The sequence below is a fragment of the Streptomyces caeruleatus genome, from assembly GCF_001514235.1.
Classification (GTDB): domain Bacteria; phylum Actinomycetota; class Actinomycetes; order Streptomycetales; family Streptomycetaceae; genus Streptomyces; species Streptomyces caeruleatus.
In genome coordinates this window covers 34,243-50,136 of sequence record NZ_KQ948931.1, presented here as the reverse complement: position 1 = coordinate 50,136, position 15,894 = coordinate 34,243, and the positions used below count along the sequence as shown (strand labels likewise).

Sequence of the window (15,894 nt, the reverse complement as noted above, 5' to 3'; positions counted from 1 at the left end):
TCGGGGCGGAGTGTTCGGAGGCGGCGTACGGAGGGGCGTGCGGCGCCTGTCCTCGGCCCTTAAATCAGTGGCACCCAACTCGGCGTACAGGCACAGTGGTTGTGTCCACACCGCCGGACGACGAGTTCGGCGCCACGTTCTGGGAGAGGAGCGCGACGATGTCCATGCACGGCAGTACGTCGAGCTCCCGACAGGGCAGCCGGCGGCGGACTCCGGAGTAATCGCTACCCCTCCGTAGAGTCCGTACCGCACGGGGAGCTGCCCGGGGCGGCCGCTTCGAGCACGCGATGTCGCTCTCGCGTGGGTCGCCCACCCGGAGGATTGGCCGAGTGGTAAGGCACTGGCTTGCTAAGCCAAGGTCGGGTCTTAGCCCGCGCACGTTCGATTCGTGCATCCTCCGCGAGACGTTGCCACTGGGGCTGGGCCGTGGTGCAGGGGTTGGGGTGCCTTAAGTCGGCGCCCGGCGCCCGGCGCCCGGCGCCCGGCGTTGCGGCTGAGAGGTCGGCCGCCCAGCCCGGCGTTCGGGTCACCGCCCGCGCCCACCCGTACCGCCCGGGGCGGCACGCATGCCCGCGGTTTCCGACGGCGTCGTTTCCGTGGGCGTCCGGGACTGGCCCTTCTCAGCCGCGCACGCGGCCGGGGGCGCGGGTGACCTCAGCCAGGTGCTGCCGGAACCCGCTGCCTTGGGCTGCGCGTGCCTGGGCCTTTCCTGTTGGTCAGCCGTGCGCGGTGGGGACTCCGTCGGTCTCCGCCACGCGTTGCCGAGGCCCACTGGCCTGAGCCACGCGCCGGTGGCCGCTTGTCCTCAGCCTCGCACGCGGCTGAGTCCCGGCTGACCTGAGCCAAGCGCTGCCGAAACCCGCTGCCCTTAAGCCATCCGCGTTCGGGACCGCCCGTTCCCCCGCCATCCGCGTTCGGGACCGCCTGTTCCCCCGCCATCCGCGTTCGGGACCGCCTGTTCCCCCGCCATCCGCGTTCGGGACCGCCTGTTCCCCCGCCATCCGCGTTCGGGACCGCCTGTTCCCCCGCCATCCGCGTTCGGGACCGCCTGTTCCCCCGCCATCCGCGTTCGGGACCGCCTGTTCCCCCGCCACTCGCGTACGGGGCCGCCTGTTCCCCCGCCGCCCGTGCCCTAGATCTCCAGCAACCGCTCCACCACCACCGCGATCCCGTCCTCCTCATTGGAGGACGTCACCTCGTCCGACACGGCCTTCAGTTCCGGGTGGGCGTTGGCCATGGCCACGCTGTGGCCGGACCAGGCGAACATCGGGATGTCGTTCGGCATGTCGCCGAAGGCGATCGTGTCCGCGGCCTTGAGGCCGAGGCGGCGGGCGGCCAGTGACAGGCCTGTGGCCTTGGAGAGGCCCAGGGGCAGCAGTTCGACAACGCCCTCGCCGGCCATCACCACGGTGACGAAGCCGCCCGCGGCCTGGCGGGCGGCCTCGGCCAGTTCGTCGTCCGAGAGCTTCGGGTGCTGTATGTAGATCTTGTTCAGCGGGGCGCTCCACAGATCGGACGCGTCCGTGAAGGGGACCGACGGAAGGTGGCCCGTCACCGCGTAGCCGGGGCCGACCAGGATGTCACCGGCCAGGCCGTCGCGGCTCGCCGCTAGGAACAGCGGACCGACCTCCGCCTCGATCTTGGCCAGGGCCACGCCCGCCAGCTGCCGGTCCAGGGTCACCGACGTCAGCAGGCGCCGCTCCCCGGCGTGGTACACCTGGGCGCCCTGACCGCACACGGCGAGGCCCTCGTAGCCGAGGTCGTCGAGGATGGGGCGGGTCCAGGGGACCGCCCGGCCCGTGACGACGATGTGCGCCGCGCCCGCCGCGGCGAGGGCGTCCCGGGTGCGCCGGGAGACCGACTCGTCGGAGCGCAGGAGCGTTCCGTCGAGGTCGGTCGCGATCAGCTTGTACGGGAACCCGGCGACGGGCGAGGCAGAGTTCACTTGGCGACCGGCTCCAGGACCTCTCGGCCGCCCAGATACGGACGCAGCACCTCGGGCACCCGGACGGAGCCGTCGGCCTGCTGGTGGTTCTCCAGGATCGCCACGATCGTGCGCGGTACGGCGCACAGCGTGCCGTTGAGCGTCGCGAGCGGCTGCACCTTCTTGCCGTCGCGCATGCGCACGGACAGCCGGCGCGCCTGGAAGCCGTCGCAGTTGGAGGCCGAGGTCAGCTCGCGGTACTTGCCCTGGGTCGGGATCCACGCCTCGCAGTCGAACTTACGGGAGGCCGACGCGCCCAGGTCGCCCGAGGCCACGTCGATGACCTGGAAGGGCAGCTCCAGGCCGGTGAGCCACTGCTTCTCCCACTCCAGGAGCCGCTTGTGCTCGTTCTCCGCGTCCTCGGGGGCGACGTACGAGAACATCTCGACCTTGTCGAACTGGTGCACGCGGAAGATGCCGCGGGTGTCCTTGCCGTAGGTGCCGGCCTCGCGGCGGAAGCACGGCGAGAAGCCGGCGTAGCGCAGCGGCAGCTTGTCGGCGTCGACGATCTCGTCCATGTGGTACGCGGCGAGCGGGACCTCGGAGGTGCCGACCAGGTAGTAGTCGTCCTTCTCCAGGTGGTAGACGTTCTCCGCGGCCTGGCCGAGGAAGCCGGTGCCCTCCATGGCGCGCGGGCGGACCAGCGCGGGGGTCAGCATCGGGGTGAAGCCGGCCTCGGTGGCCTGGGCGATGGCGGCGTTGACCAGCGCCAGCTCCAGCAGGGCGCCGACGCCGGTGAGGTAGTAGAAGCGGGAGCCGGACACCTTGGCGCCGCGCTCGACGTCGATCGCGCCCAGCGCCTCGCCGAGCTCCAGGTGGTCCTTGGGCTCGAAGCCCTCGGCGCCGAAGTCGCGGATGGTGCCGTGCGTCTCCAGGACGACGAAGTCCTCCTCGCCGCCGACCGGGACGTCGGGGTGGACGAGGTTGCCGAGCTGCAGCGCGAGGCGCTTGGTCTCGTCGTCGGCGTCGTTCTGCGCGGCCTCGGCGGCCTTGACGTCGGCCTTGAGCTGCTCCGCCTTCTGCAGGAGCTCCGCGCGCTCCTCGGGGGAGGCCTTGGGGATGAGCTTGCCGAGCGACTTCTGCTCGGAACGCAGCTCGTCGAAGCGGACGCCGGACGACCTGCGCCGCTCGTCGGCAGACAGGAGGGAGTCGACGAGCGCGACGTCCTCTCCACGGGCGCGCTGCGAGGCGCGCACTCGGTCGGGGTCCTCACGAAGCAGGCGAAGGTCAATCACGCGCTCAAGGCTACCGGGGCAGGGTGACAGCCAACGACTCACTATTCCGAGCTGCGGCTTACATGGCTTACGTTCCGTCGTGGGTGAATTGCCAATCGTGTCAATAAAGGGCGTCTCACTCCCTGGAACGGGGCAGGCATGAGGCGGCCGGTTGACTCGATTCCCTTGCGGGGAACGGGACTTGGGCTTCGGTTGTCCACAGGGATCCCCAGCCTCCGAAGAGTTATCCACAGGGTGTGTGGATGGACTGTGGACTTCGGAATTGATCACTCCGTAACGTGCCGAGCGAGTCGAGGATTCCCAGGGCAAACCTGCCTCATCCCCACGTTCGAGTGGAAAGCGGTCGCCTCAAAGGATTGCTCAAAGGAAAAGAGTGGACGAAGGGTGACTTGCGTGGCGGTGGATGCAGGGGCGTCCCAGGGGCTGATTTGTCGACAGACTCACCCATGCTTGTCGACTTGTCCCCAGGTCGAGATGAGTACCTGTGGATAACTTCTGTGGATAACGACAATCAGCTGGTAGTACCGGCCGCGACGACGTGCCGAACCCGGCCCCAGGCGCTCCTCGGAGCCGCCCGGCACCGCCTGTCAGAGCCGCCTGCGACCGCCTGTCGGAACCGCCCGGGACCGCCTGTGACGGCCTGCTCGGAACCGCCCGGGACCGCCTGTCACGGCCTGCTCAGAACCGCCCGGGACCGCCTGTCACGGCCTGCTCAGAACCGCCCGTCCTGGCACCGGGCCACCCAGTCCGCCGCCGACACGAACTCATCGTCCGACGTCCCGAGGCGCGGCCGCTCCACATCCCCAGGCTTGATGCCCGCACGCGGATACGAGCCCAGGAAGCGCACCTCCAGGCAGATCCGCTTGAGGCCCATCAGCGCCTCGGCCACCCGGCGGTCGGAGATATGACCCTCGGCATCGATGCAGAAGCAGTAGTTGCCGATGCCCGCGCCGGTCGGCCGGGACTGGAGCAGCATCAGGTTGATGCCACGCGTGGCGAACTCACCCAGGAGGTCGCGCAGCCCACCGGGGTGGTCGTCGCGCTGCCACAGCACGACCGACGTCTTGTCCGCGCCGGTCGGCGCCGCGGGCCGGGCCGGCCTGCCCACCAGCACGAACCGCGTCTGGGCGTTCTCCGCGTCGTGGATCCCCGTCTCCAGGGCCTCCAGGCCGTACAGCGCGGCGGCGAACTCGCCCGCGAAGGCCGCGTCGTACTGGCCCTCCTGGACCAGACGGGCGGCGTCCGCGTTCGAGGCGGCCGACTCCCAGTGCGCGTCGGGAAGGTTGTTCTTGAGCCAGTTGCGCACCTGCGGCTGGGCGGCCGGGTGCGCGGAGACCGTCTTGATGTCCGACAGCTTCGTGCCCGGCCGGACCAGCAGCGCGAAGGTGATCGACAGCAGCACCTCGCGGTAGATCATCAACGGCGCGCCCGCGACCAGCTCGTCGAGCGTGGTCGTGATACCGCCCTCGACGGAGTTCTCGATCGGCACGAACGCGGCCTCGGCCTCGCCGACGCGGACCGCGTCCAGCGCGGACTGCACGGACACGTAGGGGATCAGTTCCCGGGTCGCGGCCTCGGGGAGGGTGCGCAGGGCGGCCTCGGTGAAGGTGCCTTCGGGGCCGAGATAGGCATAGCTCGCTGGCATGACCTCACCCTAATGGGCCTTGCGCGGGGCGGCGCACGCCTCTCGACCGCGGACCACTCCCGAGAGCGACCTCACCGCCGTACGCCTGTGCACCACCCGTACGACCCTCCCGTCACCGTCACCCCTCCAGCAGCCCCTGCCCCACGTACCCCCCCTCCGCCGCCCCGCCCGGCACCGCGAAGAGGCCGCTCGCCTCATGGCGGATGTACTTCGAGAGCGCGTCGCCCCGGTCGAGCTTGCGCTGGACCGTGACGAAGCCGCGCAGCGGGTCGGCCTGCCAGCAGATGAAGAGGAGCCCGGCGTCGGGGACGCCGTCCGTGTCGATGCCGTCGTGGTAGGAGAACGGGCGCCGCAGCATCGCCGCACCGCCGTTCTGGTCGGGCCGGGTGATGCGCGCGTGGGCGTTGATGGGGACGACCAGGTTCCCGGCCTTGTCCGTCTTCTCCAGGTCCATCTCGGTGGTCTCGGTGCCCCCGGACAGCGGTGCCCCGTCGGACTTGCGGCGGCCGATGACGTCCTCCTGCTCCTTGACCGAGAGCTGCTCCCAGTCGTCGAGGAGCATGCGGATGCGGCGTACGACGGCGTAGGAGCCGCCCGCCATCCACGCGGGGTCCTTCGAGCCGGACTCCGGCACGAAGATCCGCGCGTCGAAGTCGGACTCCGTCGGCTTCGGATTGCGCGTGCCGTCCATCTGGCCCATCAGGTTGCGCGCCGTCATCGGGTGCGAGGTGGCGCCCGGCGACCGGTTGAAGCCGTTCATCTGCCACCGCACCCTGGCGGCGTTGCCCGCGTCCTTCTGGATCGCGCGCAGGGCGTGGAAGGCGACGAGGGCGTCGTTCGCGCCGATCTGCACCCACAGGTCGCCGTTGCTGCGTGCCTTGTCGAGCTGGTCGGAGGAGAAGTCGGGCAGCGGGTCCAGGGCGACCGGACGCTGCTTCTCCAGGCCCGTCCGTGCGAAGAAGCTGTGCCCGAAACCGAAGGTGATCGTCAGCGCCGAGGGCCCGGAGTCCCGGGCGACATCCGTGTCGTCCTGCTGGGCCGCCTCGCCCGCCATCAGCCGCCGAGCCGTCTCCGACCAGCGGCGCAGCAGCGCGGCCGCCTCCTTGCGGCCCGCGCCCGCCGCCAGGTCGAAGGCGACGACGTGGCCGCGTGCCTGGAGGCCCTGGAGGATGCCGGGCTGATGTTTTCCGTGAAACATCACCTGATCGGCGCCCAGCGAGGTGAGTGGCGTCGCCTCGGCCGGCCGAGCGGCGTATCCCACGGCGGCGCCGGCCGCACCGAGCACCAGCCCGGTCGCACCCGCGGTCCCGAGTAGCCGCCGACGCGACAGGACCTCCGTGCGCGACAGGACCTCCGTGCGCGACAGGACCTCCGTGCGCGACAGGACCTCCGTGCGCGAAAGGCTCTCCTTGCGCGAAAGGTCCTCCCTGGAGGAGGCGCCTTCGGAAACGCCGTCATTAAGTGCCGTTTCGGCGGTGGCGGGAGTACGGGCCTCCGGAATGGACTGGTCAGCCATGGTGTGGTTCAGCCGATCTGCGCGTTCTTGGAGACGGTGGTCTGGTCGATGTCGGAGGTCCGCACGGTCACGGCGATCTTCCACTCGCCCGCCATGGGGATCTGCACGCCGCTCGCCGACCAGTGTCCGGTGGAGATGTGGTCGGGGGCGACGGGCAGCGGCCCGATGTCCTGGGACTCCAGGGTGAAGGCCACCTTCACCTCGGGGATGTCGAAGGCACGGCCGTTGGGCCGCTGTACGTAGACGTGCATCTCGTTGCCGCCCACGCGTGCGGGATCGAGGTCGATCCGTACGACGCCCTTGCCGTCCTGGCCACCGGTGTCGAAGGACATGTCCAGGGTCAGTGCCCCGGTCGAGGACGCCTCGGCGGACGAGGCGGCGGTGGCGGCCTTGGCCTCCTCCTCCGTACGCCCCGGTTCGGTCGACGTCAGCATTGTGGTGACGGCGAGCAGGACGACGGCTACGCCGGCCTCGGCGAGCACGGAACGGCGCAGCCCGAAGCGGTTCGGGTCGGCGTCGCGCCGCTGCTTCTGCCGTGCCGTGTCGATCGCGGCCTGCTGCCGGGCGAGCTGGGCGGCGCGCTGCGAGCCACCGCCCTTGGCCGCGTCGCCCTTCTTGCCGCCGACGGCGGAGGAGGAAGAGGAAGAGGAGGAGGAAGAGGAGGGGGAGGGGGAGACGGAAGTGGCTGATGAGGCGGAGGCGGTGGCGGTGGCGGAGTTCGAGGTACCGCCCCGGGCAGCCGCGTGCTCCTTGTCGCCCTCGACCGCCTCGCCCTCCCCGGTCTCGCCCTCGACCGCCTCGCCCTCCCCGGTCTCGCCCTCGACCGCCTCGCCCTCGACTACCTCGTCCTCGACCGCCCCGTCCACGTGCTCGGCCAGCCGCCCCGTCCAGCGACGCGAGATCCACGCGATCCCCACCAGCAGCACCACGAGCCCGATCTTGACCAGCAGCAGCTGTCCGTACCGCGTGCCGGTGAACGCCGACCACGAGCCGAGCTGGCGCCAGGACTGGTAGATCCCGGTGGCGATCAGCGCGAGCACGCTGCCGAAGGCGTGACGCGAGAACCGTCGTACGGCGGTCCCGTTGACCGGCGTGTCCGCGGGTGCCCGGTAGAGGGCGACGAGAAGTGCGGCGAGCCCGCCGAGCCAGTCGGCGACGGCCAGCAGGTGGATGACGTCGACCGGCATCGCGATGCCGGCCTGGAGCCCGGTAGAGGCGTGCTCGGACATCGCCCAGCTGGCCGCGAGCCCCGCCGCGACCACGGTCCCGCCGATGGCGAGCCCGAAGGTGAGGTCCCGCTTCTCGTCGTCCTCGCGTTTGTCGTACGCGCCGAAGAGCACGGCGATGAACAGGGCCGCCGCGGCGAGCAGCAGCAGCCGGGACACCAGCGCGGCACCCGTCTTGGTCTGGAGGACCTGCCCGAGCAGCTCCAGGTCGAAGATGTCCCCGACCTTCCCGGTGCCGGTGTACGACCCGCGCAGGAGCAGCAGCCCGAGCGTGGCGGCGGTCAGCGCCGTCCAGCCGGAGACGACGAGCCGCTGCAGGGCCCGTACGCCCGACCCACGCTGCCAGCAGGCGAGCACGAAGGCGGCGCCGCCGACCATGACGAGGAAGCCGGCGTACGACACGTAGCGGCCGAAGCCGTAGAGCACGCCGACGATCCCGCCGCCCGCGGTCTGGTCGGAGACGGAGACGGTGGTCTGGGATGGCGCTCCGATGGAGAAGGTGTAGGCGCCGGCGACGGGGTGGCTGTCCTCGGACACCACCTGGTAGGTGACGGTGTACGTGCCGTCGGGCAGGCCGCTGTGGAGTTTCACGGCGTACGTCGTGCCGCTGAGGTTGGCCGGGTCGCCGCGGTCGATGCGCTTGCCCTTGGGGTCGAGCACGCGCAGGGAGTCGTCGGACAGGGCGACCTTCTCGGAGAAGGTCAGGGAGACCTGCGTGGGCGCCTTGTCGACCACCGCCCCCTGCTGGGGGTCGCTGCCGGTCAGCGCGGCGTGCGCGGAGACCGGCCCGGCACCGGCGAGAAGGAGGCCGGTGGCGGCCAGGAGCAGCAGCACCAGGGTCCGGACGCCGGGCAGCACCAGGGTCCGGACGCCGGGCAGCACCCGGGGCCGGACGCGGGGGGCGATGGTCTGGGTCAAGGCGATCTCTCCCTCAGTGTCCGGTCTTCGGGCTGTACGTCGCCGACTTCACCGGCATCTCGACCGTGACCGTGCCGGACTCGGCGAAGTGGAGCTTCACGGTCACCTTCTCGCCCTGTTCGGGCTTGCGCTTCAGCTTCTCGAACATCAGATGGCTGCCGCCGCTCTTGAAGACGAGTTGGCCGTGGGCGGGGACGGCGAGGTCCTTGGCCTCCTGCATCGACGAACCGACGGTCTCGTGGGCGGTGACCTCACCGACGTCGCTGGTGACGGAGGTCAACTCGTCCTTCGTACCGCCCTTGTTGGTGACGGTGAGGAAGCCGGCCGCCATGGAGTCGGAGACGGGCTGCGGCATATAGGCGCCGCTGACGGACAGTTCGGCCTTGGAGTCGCCCTGGGAGTCCCCGGATCCGCAGCCCGTGAGGACCAGGGCCCCGCTCAGTACCGCGACGGGCGCGACGAGACGCCTCACGGCTTCTCACCCTTGATGAGCTTGGGGAGGTCCTTGGTGTAGTCGTCGACGTCGGCGTCCTCGGTGTAGAGGACGTACCCGGCGTCGGTCTTCGGCGAGAACGCCACTACCTGTGTGCCGTGGGTGGAGACCATCTTGCCGTTCTTGTCCTTGTGCGGCGGCTCGATGGAGATGCCGAGGGTGCGGGCGCCGGCCTGGATGGTGTCGAAGTCGCCGGTCAGGCCGACGACCTGCGGGTCGATGCCCTTGAGCCACTTGCCGAGGGCGGGCGCGGTGTCGCGCTCCGGGTCGGTGGTGACGAACACCACGCTCAGCTTGTCCTGTTCGGCCTTCGGCAGCTGCTTCTTGGCGACGGCGATGTTGTTCATCGTCAGCGGGCAGACGTCGGGGCAGTTGGTGTAGCCGAAGTAGATCAGCGTCGGCCTGCCCTCGGTCTCCTTGCGGAGGTCGTACTTCTTGCCGTTGGTGTCGGTGAGGACCAGGTCCGGCTTCTCGAACGGCTTGTCGAGGACGATGGCGGCCTCGTCCGAGCCGGCCTCCTCGGAGACCACGGTCACCGGCGAGGCGCTGTCGTCACCGTTGCCGCAGGCGGACAGGGTCAGGGTGGCGGCGGCGAACAGCGCGGCCGCGGCGAAGGTGTTCTTACGCATGGTCTTCCGCGCGGTCTTACGCATGGCAGTTCTTCTTACGCATAGAAAAAACGTCCCAGTGGTGAGTGCTCCGGCGCGCACCGGGGCTGCCCCGGCGCGCGCCGTGAACCGGAGGGGCCGTCAGGCCCCGGTGCGCCGGCGGCCGGCGAGCACGCCGTACGCCACGCCCAGTGCGCCGACGACGATGCCGACGATGCCCAGGACGCGAGCGGTCGTGTCGCTGGTGTCTTCGGGCTCCGCGGCCTCGGTCTTCGTGGCGGCGGCCTCGGCGTCGTCGGAGTCGGCGGCCTTGTCGGAGGAGGACGAGGAGCCGTGGTGGTCGTCCTGGGCGGCGGACAGTGCGAGCACCGGCGCCGGGTTCTCGGGCTCCTCCTGGCCCTCCTGCGGCACCTCGATCCAGCGGACGACCTCCTTGTTGGAGTACGTCTGGATCGCCTTGAAGACCAGTTCGTCGGCGTCCTCGGGGAGCTGGCCGATGGAGACCGGGAACTTCTCGAAGTAGCCCGGCTCGACGCCCTTGCCGTCGGCGGTCCAGGTGATCTTGGAGACCGCCTCGGAGATCTTCTCGCCGTGCATCTCGATCGGCTTGTCGAGCTTGGACTTGGTGACCTCGATCTTCCAGCCGGCCATGGGCTCCGGCATCGCGGAGGCCAGCGGGTGGTCGGTCGGGAAGCTGACCTCGAGCTTGGTGGTCGACGCGTCGTCGCGCTCGTTGGGGACCTTGAAGTCGACGACCGCGTAACCGCCCTTGGCGGCGGTGCCCTCCGGCTGCACGCTGACGTGGGCGAAGGCGGGGGCGGAGAGGGCGAGCACGGCGGTGCCGGCGAGGGCGCCGGCGGCGGCGAGGCGAGAGGCCTTCATTCGGAGCACTCCACTGTGAGTGAGATTCGGATTCCGGTGGTGAAGAGGAGTACGCGTGCGTGGGGGTGCCCGATCAGGCCGGAACGGCCAAAAGACGGCAAGGTGTCGTCCCCCGGTCGAGACACCGGTACGCGCGCGTGCCGCACGACGGCGGCCCTCAGCCCACGTCAGTGGAGTGGCGGTCGCGTCGTGTCAGGCGGCGAGGGCGAGCGCGGTGGCAGGCGGGCCGCGCCGGATCACCGTGTGCTGGAGGGCGACGGTGCGGGGCGCGGGGCGCGCGAGTGACTCGGTGCGCAGGAAGCGCGGGCCCGCCTCGGGTGCGCCCGGCAGCCCGGCACGCAGGGCGCGCACCAGCGCGAGCGCCCCGCGCAGGGATCGTACGAACGCCCCCTCGGCGACCGAATGCGCCGACAGCGTGGACATCTCGGCGATCCGCAGCAGGGCCAGGTCCCCGCGGCGCAGCAGCCACCCCGCGACAACCGCCGCGAGCACGTGGGCGAGCAGCATCGGCAGGGACGGCAGCAGTGCGAGGGAGGAGGCGGAGGAGGCGGAGGAGGCGGAGGAGTTGGCGGCTAGGGACATGGCGTCCGCCGACCGGTGCGAGAGATGCGCCCCCGTGCCCGCCCCCGTGCCGATCCGCGCCTCGGTGAGGATCCGCTGGGCCTGGGCCGGGCTGATCGCCGCCGCGGCGGTCCCGCACAGGAGCCGCGCGGCCTGTTCGACCAGGGCGGCGTCGGAGGCGGGTACGGAAGCGGAGGAGACGGAGGACGCGGCGGACGCGGAGGAGGCACCGGCCATCGTCCCGTGCTGCCCCAGCCCGAACAGCGTGTGCAGGACGGTCTGACCGACCGCGAGCAGCCCGGCTGTCCCGGGCAGCGAGCGTTCGCGGCCCGTGAGCGGCACCGTGACCAGCAGAACCCCCAGGAACCCCGCGACCAGCGTCCACAGCGGGATCGCGGCGCAGGAGCCCAGCACATGCCCGACCCCGGCCAGCACGACGCAGACCGCGGCGAACACCGCGGCCCGCAGTATCCGGAGACCATGTCCGGAGCGCGTCGTGCGCGGGTGGGGGGCACTCATGGCGGGCTCATCATCGCACTGGCCTTATGGCCGCCATACGGCAGGTCCGCAAGATGGCAAACGAGTGCTTGGGGACGTACGGGGCATAGGGGTTGTACGACCGGAAGGTCACTCTCTGGTGTGGCCCGACCCCACATACACCGATTCCATCGTGGATGCATCGACCATATGGGCGGCATCACGTCAATGATGTGCTTACAGCCGGGCACTCGCGGCAATACGTAACGGTATGTCGAGCCGCGGCCGGGAGGCTGGAGCATGAGCATCTGGTGGTCACTCCATCTGCGGCGGGAAGCCGCGAGCGTGCCGCTCGCCCGGCGGTTGCTGATCGGCACCATGGAGACCGCGGGCGTCGACCCCGACGTGTCCTACGACCTCTCCGTCGCCCTCAGCGAGGCCTGCGCCAACGCCGTCGAGCACGGCGGCGGCACCACGCCCGACGGCTCCCCGCCGGCCTACCGCGTCACGGCGTACCTGGACGGCGAGAAGTGCCACATCGAGGTGACCGACTCGGGCCCCGGCTTCACCGCACCCCATCGCCCGCCCCGCCCGGCGAACTCCGACGCCGAGCACGGCCGGGGGCTCTGTCTCATCCAGGAACTCGCCGACCACGTCTCGATCGGCAACAAGCCGGGCCGGAGCGGTGCGGTCGTGAGCTTCGACAAGATCCTCAAGTGGAAGAAGGACCCGTCGCTGATGGCGGTGTAGCGCCGAGGGCACGCAAGGCACGCAGGAGACGCAAGGCACGCAGGAGACGCAAGGCACGCAGGACACGCAAGGCACGCAGGACACGCACGGCGGGCCGCCGCCGGCTTCAGCTTTCTCAGGACTCAGGACTCAGGACTCACAGTCCCCGCACAGCGCCACCCCATGGTCCTGACGGCCGGCGTTCCTAATTTCCTGGCCATGACGGGAAACCACAAGGACAAGTCGATCACCCGGCGCCGCGCCATCGCGGTGACCGGCGGCTCGGTCGCGGCGGGCGGGCTCGCCGTCGCGGGCTACCAGGCGGCCTTCGCCGACGCCGGCACGACCACGACCGACGCGGCGGCGACGGCCGCCACGACGGCCTCGGAGAGCACCGGCTGCATGACGCTGATGTCCAGCGTCACCGAAGGCCCGTACTACCTCGACAACGCCCTGGTGCGAAAGGACATCACCGAGGGCAAGAGCGGCGTCCCGCTGACGCTGCGCCTCACCGTCGTCGACGCCACCGACGGCTGCACCCCGGTCAAGGGCGCCGCCGTCGAGATCTGGCACTGCGACGCCTGGGGCTACTACTCCGGCTACACCACGGCCAACCCCGGCGGCTCCGCGCCCGCCGAGAGCGAGGACGGCTCCACCGCGAACGACAACACCTATCTGCGCGGGTACCAGCTGGCGAACGCAGGCGGGGTCGTGAAGTTCGAGACGATCTTCCCGGGCTGGTACACCCCGCGCACCTGCCACATCCACCTCAAGGTCCACACGGGCGGCCAGAAGGAGGACGGCACCTACGAGGGCGGCAAGGTCAACTACACCGGCCAGCTGTTCTTCGCCGACGACATCGCCGAGGAGATCTTCACGCTGGAGCCCTACTCGAAGCACTCCGGCAACTACACCACCCTCGACAACGACATGGTCTACGACGGCGGCAGCGCCTCCAGCGGCCTGCTCACCCTGAAGCCGGTCAAGAAGGCCGACCCGTCCAAGGGGTACAAGGGCTTCCTCACGGTCGCCATCGACCCCGACGCCGAGAACACCGGCGCGGGCAGCGGCGGCGGTGGCGGCGAGGGCGGCACCCCGCCGAGCGGCGCCCCGACGGGCACCCCGCCCAGCGACGCCCCGTCGGTCTCGGCTTCGGCCTCCTCGTAGGGGATACGGCCATGAGCAGCCGCGAGGACGAGGCGCTCGCGCAGGCCGCCGTGACCGCGCTGACCGGGCAGCTGGCCCTGGCTCCCAAGCCGGGCCTGCCCGACCCGCGCGACCTCGGCGCCCGCGTCAGCCGCCGGACCACCGGATGCTGCGCTGGTCGGCCAAGGCGCTCGCGCCCGGCCTCGCGGCGATGGCCGCTGCCGCCCGCCGCACAGGCGAGCCGACGCCCGGGCTCCGCGCGGAGCTGGGCGCGATCGGCAGGTGCACCGAACACTCGGTGCACCTCGCGGGCGGCGGCCACCGGGGCGCACTGTGGTCGCTGGGCCTGCTGGTCGCCGCGGCCGCGCTCGACCCCCTGGCCGGCGCACGGAACGTCGCGGCGACCGCCAAGCGCATCGCCGCCCACACCGACAAGCGCGCCCCGCGCAGGCCCTCCCGGGGCTCCTCGGTGTCCGCGAAGTACGGCGCCGCCGGCGCGCGCGGCGAGGCACGGGCCGGGTTCCCCCACGTACGCCGTGCCCTGGACGCCCTCACCACAGCCCGCTCGTCCGGCGCCACCGAGGAACAGGCCCGCCTGGACGCCCTGCTCACCGTGATGTCCACCCTCCAGGACACCGAACTCCTCTACACGGCGGGCCCCATCGGCCTACGACACGTCCAGGCGGGCGCCCGAGCGGTCCTGGAGGCGGGCGGCACGGCGACAGAGGCAGGCGCGGCAGCCCTGGCATCACTCGACACCGACCTGCACACACGCGCGTGGAGCCCGAGAGGCAGCGCGGGCCTACTGGCGGGAGCGCTTTTCCTGGACTCACTACGCCGGTGAGGGCAACCCCTGAAGGGGCGGGGGGCTGTATCGATTTGCGGCTCCGCCGCGTGGGCGCGATCAACCCCCACAACCCGCAGCCCGCAGCCCGCAGCCCGCAACGATGGCCGGACACCCCTCCGGTACCCGGCCATCAATCCAACGTCAGCCCTTAAGAGAGGCCATCCAGCCCTCGACCTCATCCGACCGCCGAGGCAGCGCAGCGCTCAGGTTCCGATTCCCGTCGGCCGTCACCAGGATGTCGTCCTCGATCCGCACCCCGATCCCCCGGTACTCCTCCGGCACGGTCAGGTCATCGGCCTGGAAGTACAACCCGGGCTCAACGGTCAGCACCATCCCGGGCTCCAGCACACCCTCGACGTACGTCTCGGTCCGCGCGGCAGCGCAGTCGTGCACGTCCATGCCGAGCATGTGCCCGGTCCCGTGCAGCGTCCACCGCCGCTGGAGCCCCAGCTCCAGCACCCGCTCCACCGGCCCCTCGACGAGCCCCCACTCGACCAGCTTCTCGGCGAGCACCCGCTGCGAGGCGTCGTGGAAGTCCCGGTACTTCGCGCCCGGCTGCACGGCCGCGATACCGGCCTCCTGGGCCTCGTACACGGCGTCGTAGATCTTCTTCTGGATCTCGCTGTAGCGGCCGTTGACCGGCAGCGTCCGCGTGACGTCGGCGGTGTAGTACGTGTGCGTCTCGACACCCGCGTCGAGCAGCAGCAGGTCACCGGAGCGCACGGGTCCGTCGTTGCGCACCCAGTGCAGCGTGCAGGCGTGCGGGCCGGCGGCGCAGATCGAGCCGTAGCCGACGTCGTTGCCCTCGACCCGCGCGCGGAGGAAGAACGTGCCCTCGATGTAGCGCTCGCTCGTCGCCTCCGCCTTGTCGAGGACCTTCACCACGTCCTCGAAGCCGCGCACGGTCGAGTCGACGGCCTTCTGCAGCTCGCCGATCTCGAAGTCGTCCTTGACCAGCCGTGCCTCGGACAGGAAGACCCGCAGCTCGTCGTCCCGCTCGGCGGTGACCTTGTCGGTCAGCGCGGCCTCGATGCCGGCGTCGTAGCCACGGACGACCCGCACGGGACCGGTGGCCTCGCGCAGCTTGTCCGCGAGCTCGCGCACGTCGGACGCGGGGATGCCGTACAGCGTCTGCGCCTCGGTGAGCGAGTGCCGGCGGCCGACCCACAGCTCGCCCTGGCCGGAGAGCCAGAACTCGCCGTTCTCCCGGTCGGAGCGCGGCAGGAGGTAGATCGTGGCCTCGTGGCCCTCGCCCCTGGGCTCCAGGACGAGGACGCCGTCCTCGGTCTGGTTGCCGGTGAGGTACGCGTACTCGACGGACGCGCGGAAGGCGTACTCGGTGTCGTTCGACCGCGTCTTCAGGTTGCCCGCGGGGATCACCAGACGCTCACCGGGGAACCGCGCCGACAGCGCGGCACGGCGGGCGGCCGTCTCGGCGGCCTGGGGGATCGGCTGAAGGTCGCGCAGCTCGGTGTCGGCCCAGCCGGACTTCATGTTCTCGGCGAGCTCTTCGGAGACGCCCGGGTACAGGCCGTTCTTGCGCTGCTTGATCGGCTCTTCAGACTCGGTCTCCGGGGTCTCCGGGGTGAGCTCGTCGGCCACGGTCATCCTCCTCGATACGGCGCTG

12 protein-coding genes, 1 tRNA gene and 1 pseudogene are annotated in these 15,894 nt (G+C 70.9%); 4 read left to right on the top strand and 10 right to left on the bottom strand.

Annotated features, from left to right (window positions below; translation table 11 throughout):
- Positions 1-315 precede the first annotated feature (315 nt).
- Positions 316-400, top strand: a tRNA-Ser gene (locus AQJ67_RS23835).
- Between the two features lie 732 nt (positions 401-1,132).
- On the opposite strand, the gene AQJ67_RS23830 is transcribed toward AQJ67_RS23835, so the two are convergent.
- The 9 genes from AQJ67_RS23830 to AQJ67_RS23790 form a co-directional block, all read right to left on the bottom strand.
- Positions 1,133-1,945, bottom strand: coding sequence for an HAD family hydrolase (locus AQJ67_RS23830; protein ID WP_062721118.1), 813 nt, complete (start codon positions 1,943-1,945; stop codon positions 1,133-1,135).
- Positions 1,942-3,219 carry a serine--tRNA ligase gene (gene serS, locus AQJ67_RS23825; RefSeq protein ID WP_062721117.1) on the bottom strand — a complete coding sequence of 426 codons (1,278 nt, stop codon included), beginning with the start codon at positions 3,217-3,219 and terminating at the stop codon, positions 1,942-1,944. The genes AQJ67_RS23830 and serS overlap by 4 nt, the downstream gene beginning before the upstream one ends.
- A gap of 712 nt (positions 3,220-3,931) precedes the next feature.
- Positions 3,932-4,864, bottom strand: coding sequence for a prephenate dehydratase (gene pheA / locus AQJ67_RS23820; protein ID WP_062721116.1), 933 nt, complete (start codon positions 4,862-4,864; stop codon positions 3,932-3,934).
- Positions 4,865-4,982: 118 nt separating this feature from the next.
- Positions 4,983-6,380: an iron uptake transporter deferrochelatase/peroxidase subunit gene (efeB, locus tag AQJ67_RS23815; RefSeq protein ID WP_079056124.1), complete on the bottom strand. Its 1,398-nt coding sequence runs from the start codon at positions 6,378-6,380 to the stop codon at positions 4,983-4,985.
- Positions 6,381-6,388: 8 nt separating this feature from the next.
- Positions 6,389-8,524 (bottom strand): copper resistance CopC/CopD family protein, encoded by a 2,136-nt coding sequence (locus tag AQJ67_RS23810; RefSeq protein WP_425264178.1) that lies wholly within the window; start codon positions 8,522-8,524, stop codon positions 6,389-6,391.
- A 13-nt stretch (positions 8,525-8,537) separates the two neighbouring features.
- Positions 8,538-8,996: a copper chaperone PCu(A)C gene (locus tag AQJ67_RS23805; protein WP_062721115.1), complete on the bottom strand. Its 459-nt coding sequence runs from the start codon at positions 8,994-8,996 to the stop codon at positions 8,538-8,540.
- Complete coding sequence (locus AQJ67_RS23800) at positions 8,993-9,646, bottom strand: SCO family protein (RefSeq protein WP_062721573.1); 654 nt, start codon at positions 9,644-9,646, stop codon at positions 8,993-8,995. Before AQJ67_RS23800 ends, AQJ67_RS23805 begins: the two co-directional genes overlap by 4 nt.
- Positions 9,647-9,766: 120 nt before the next feature.
- Complete coding sequence (locus AQJ67_RS23795) at positions 9,767-10,507, bottom strand: YcnI family copper-binding membrane protein (protein WP_062721114.1); 741 nt, start codon at positions 10,505-10,507, stop codon at positions 9,767-9,769.
- Between the two features lie 192 nt (positions 10,508-10,699).
- Positions 10,700-11,587 carry a hypothetical protein gene (locus AQJ67_RS23790; protein WP_062721113.1) on the bottom strand — a complete coding sequence of 296 codons (888 nt, stop codon included), beginning with the start codon at positions 11,585-11,587 and terminating at the stop codon, positions 10,700-10,702.
- A 258-nt stretch (positions 11,588-11,845) separates the two neighbouring features.
- Between AQJ67_RS23790 and AQJ67_RS23785 the strand changes: the two genes are divergently transcribed.
- The 3 genes and pseudogenes from AQJ67_RS23785 to AQJ67_RS23775 all read left to right on the top strand — a co-directional run bounded on the left by AQJ67_RS23785 (position 11,846) and on the right by AQJ67_RS23775 (position 14,264).
- Positions 11,846-12,295: an ATP-binding protein gene (locus AQJ67_RS23785; protein ID WP_062721112.1), complete on the top strand. Its 450-nt coding sequence runs from the start codon at positions 11,846-11,848 to the stop codon at positions 12,293-12,295.
- Between the two features lie 198 nt (positions 12,296-12,493).
- Positions 12,494-13,441 carry an intradiol ring-cleavage dioxygenase gene (locus AQJ67_RS23780; protein ID WP_062721111.1) on the top strand — a complete coding sequence of 316 codons (948 nt, stop codon included), beginning with the start codon at positions 12,494-12,496 and terminating at the stop codon, positions 13,439-13,441.
- An 11-nt stretch (positions 13,442-13,452) separates the two neighbouring features.
- A pseudogene (locus AQJ67_RS23775) lies at positions 13,453-14,264 on the top strand (triphosphoribosyl-dephospho-CoA synthase).
- A gap of 144 nt (positions 14,265-14,408) precedes the next feature.
- Here the strand turns inward: AQJ67_RS23775 and AQJ67_RS23770 are convergent.
- On the bottom strand, positions 14,409-15,875 hold the full coding sequence (locus tag AQJ67_RS23770) for an aminopeptidase P family protein (RefSeq protein ID WP_062721110.1): 1,467 nt from the start codon (positions 15,873-15,875) through the stop codon (positions 14,409-14,411).
- Between the last annotated feature and the right edge of the window lie 19 nt (positions 15,876-15,894).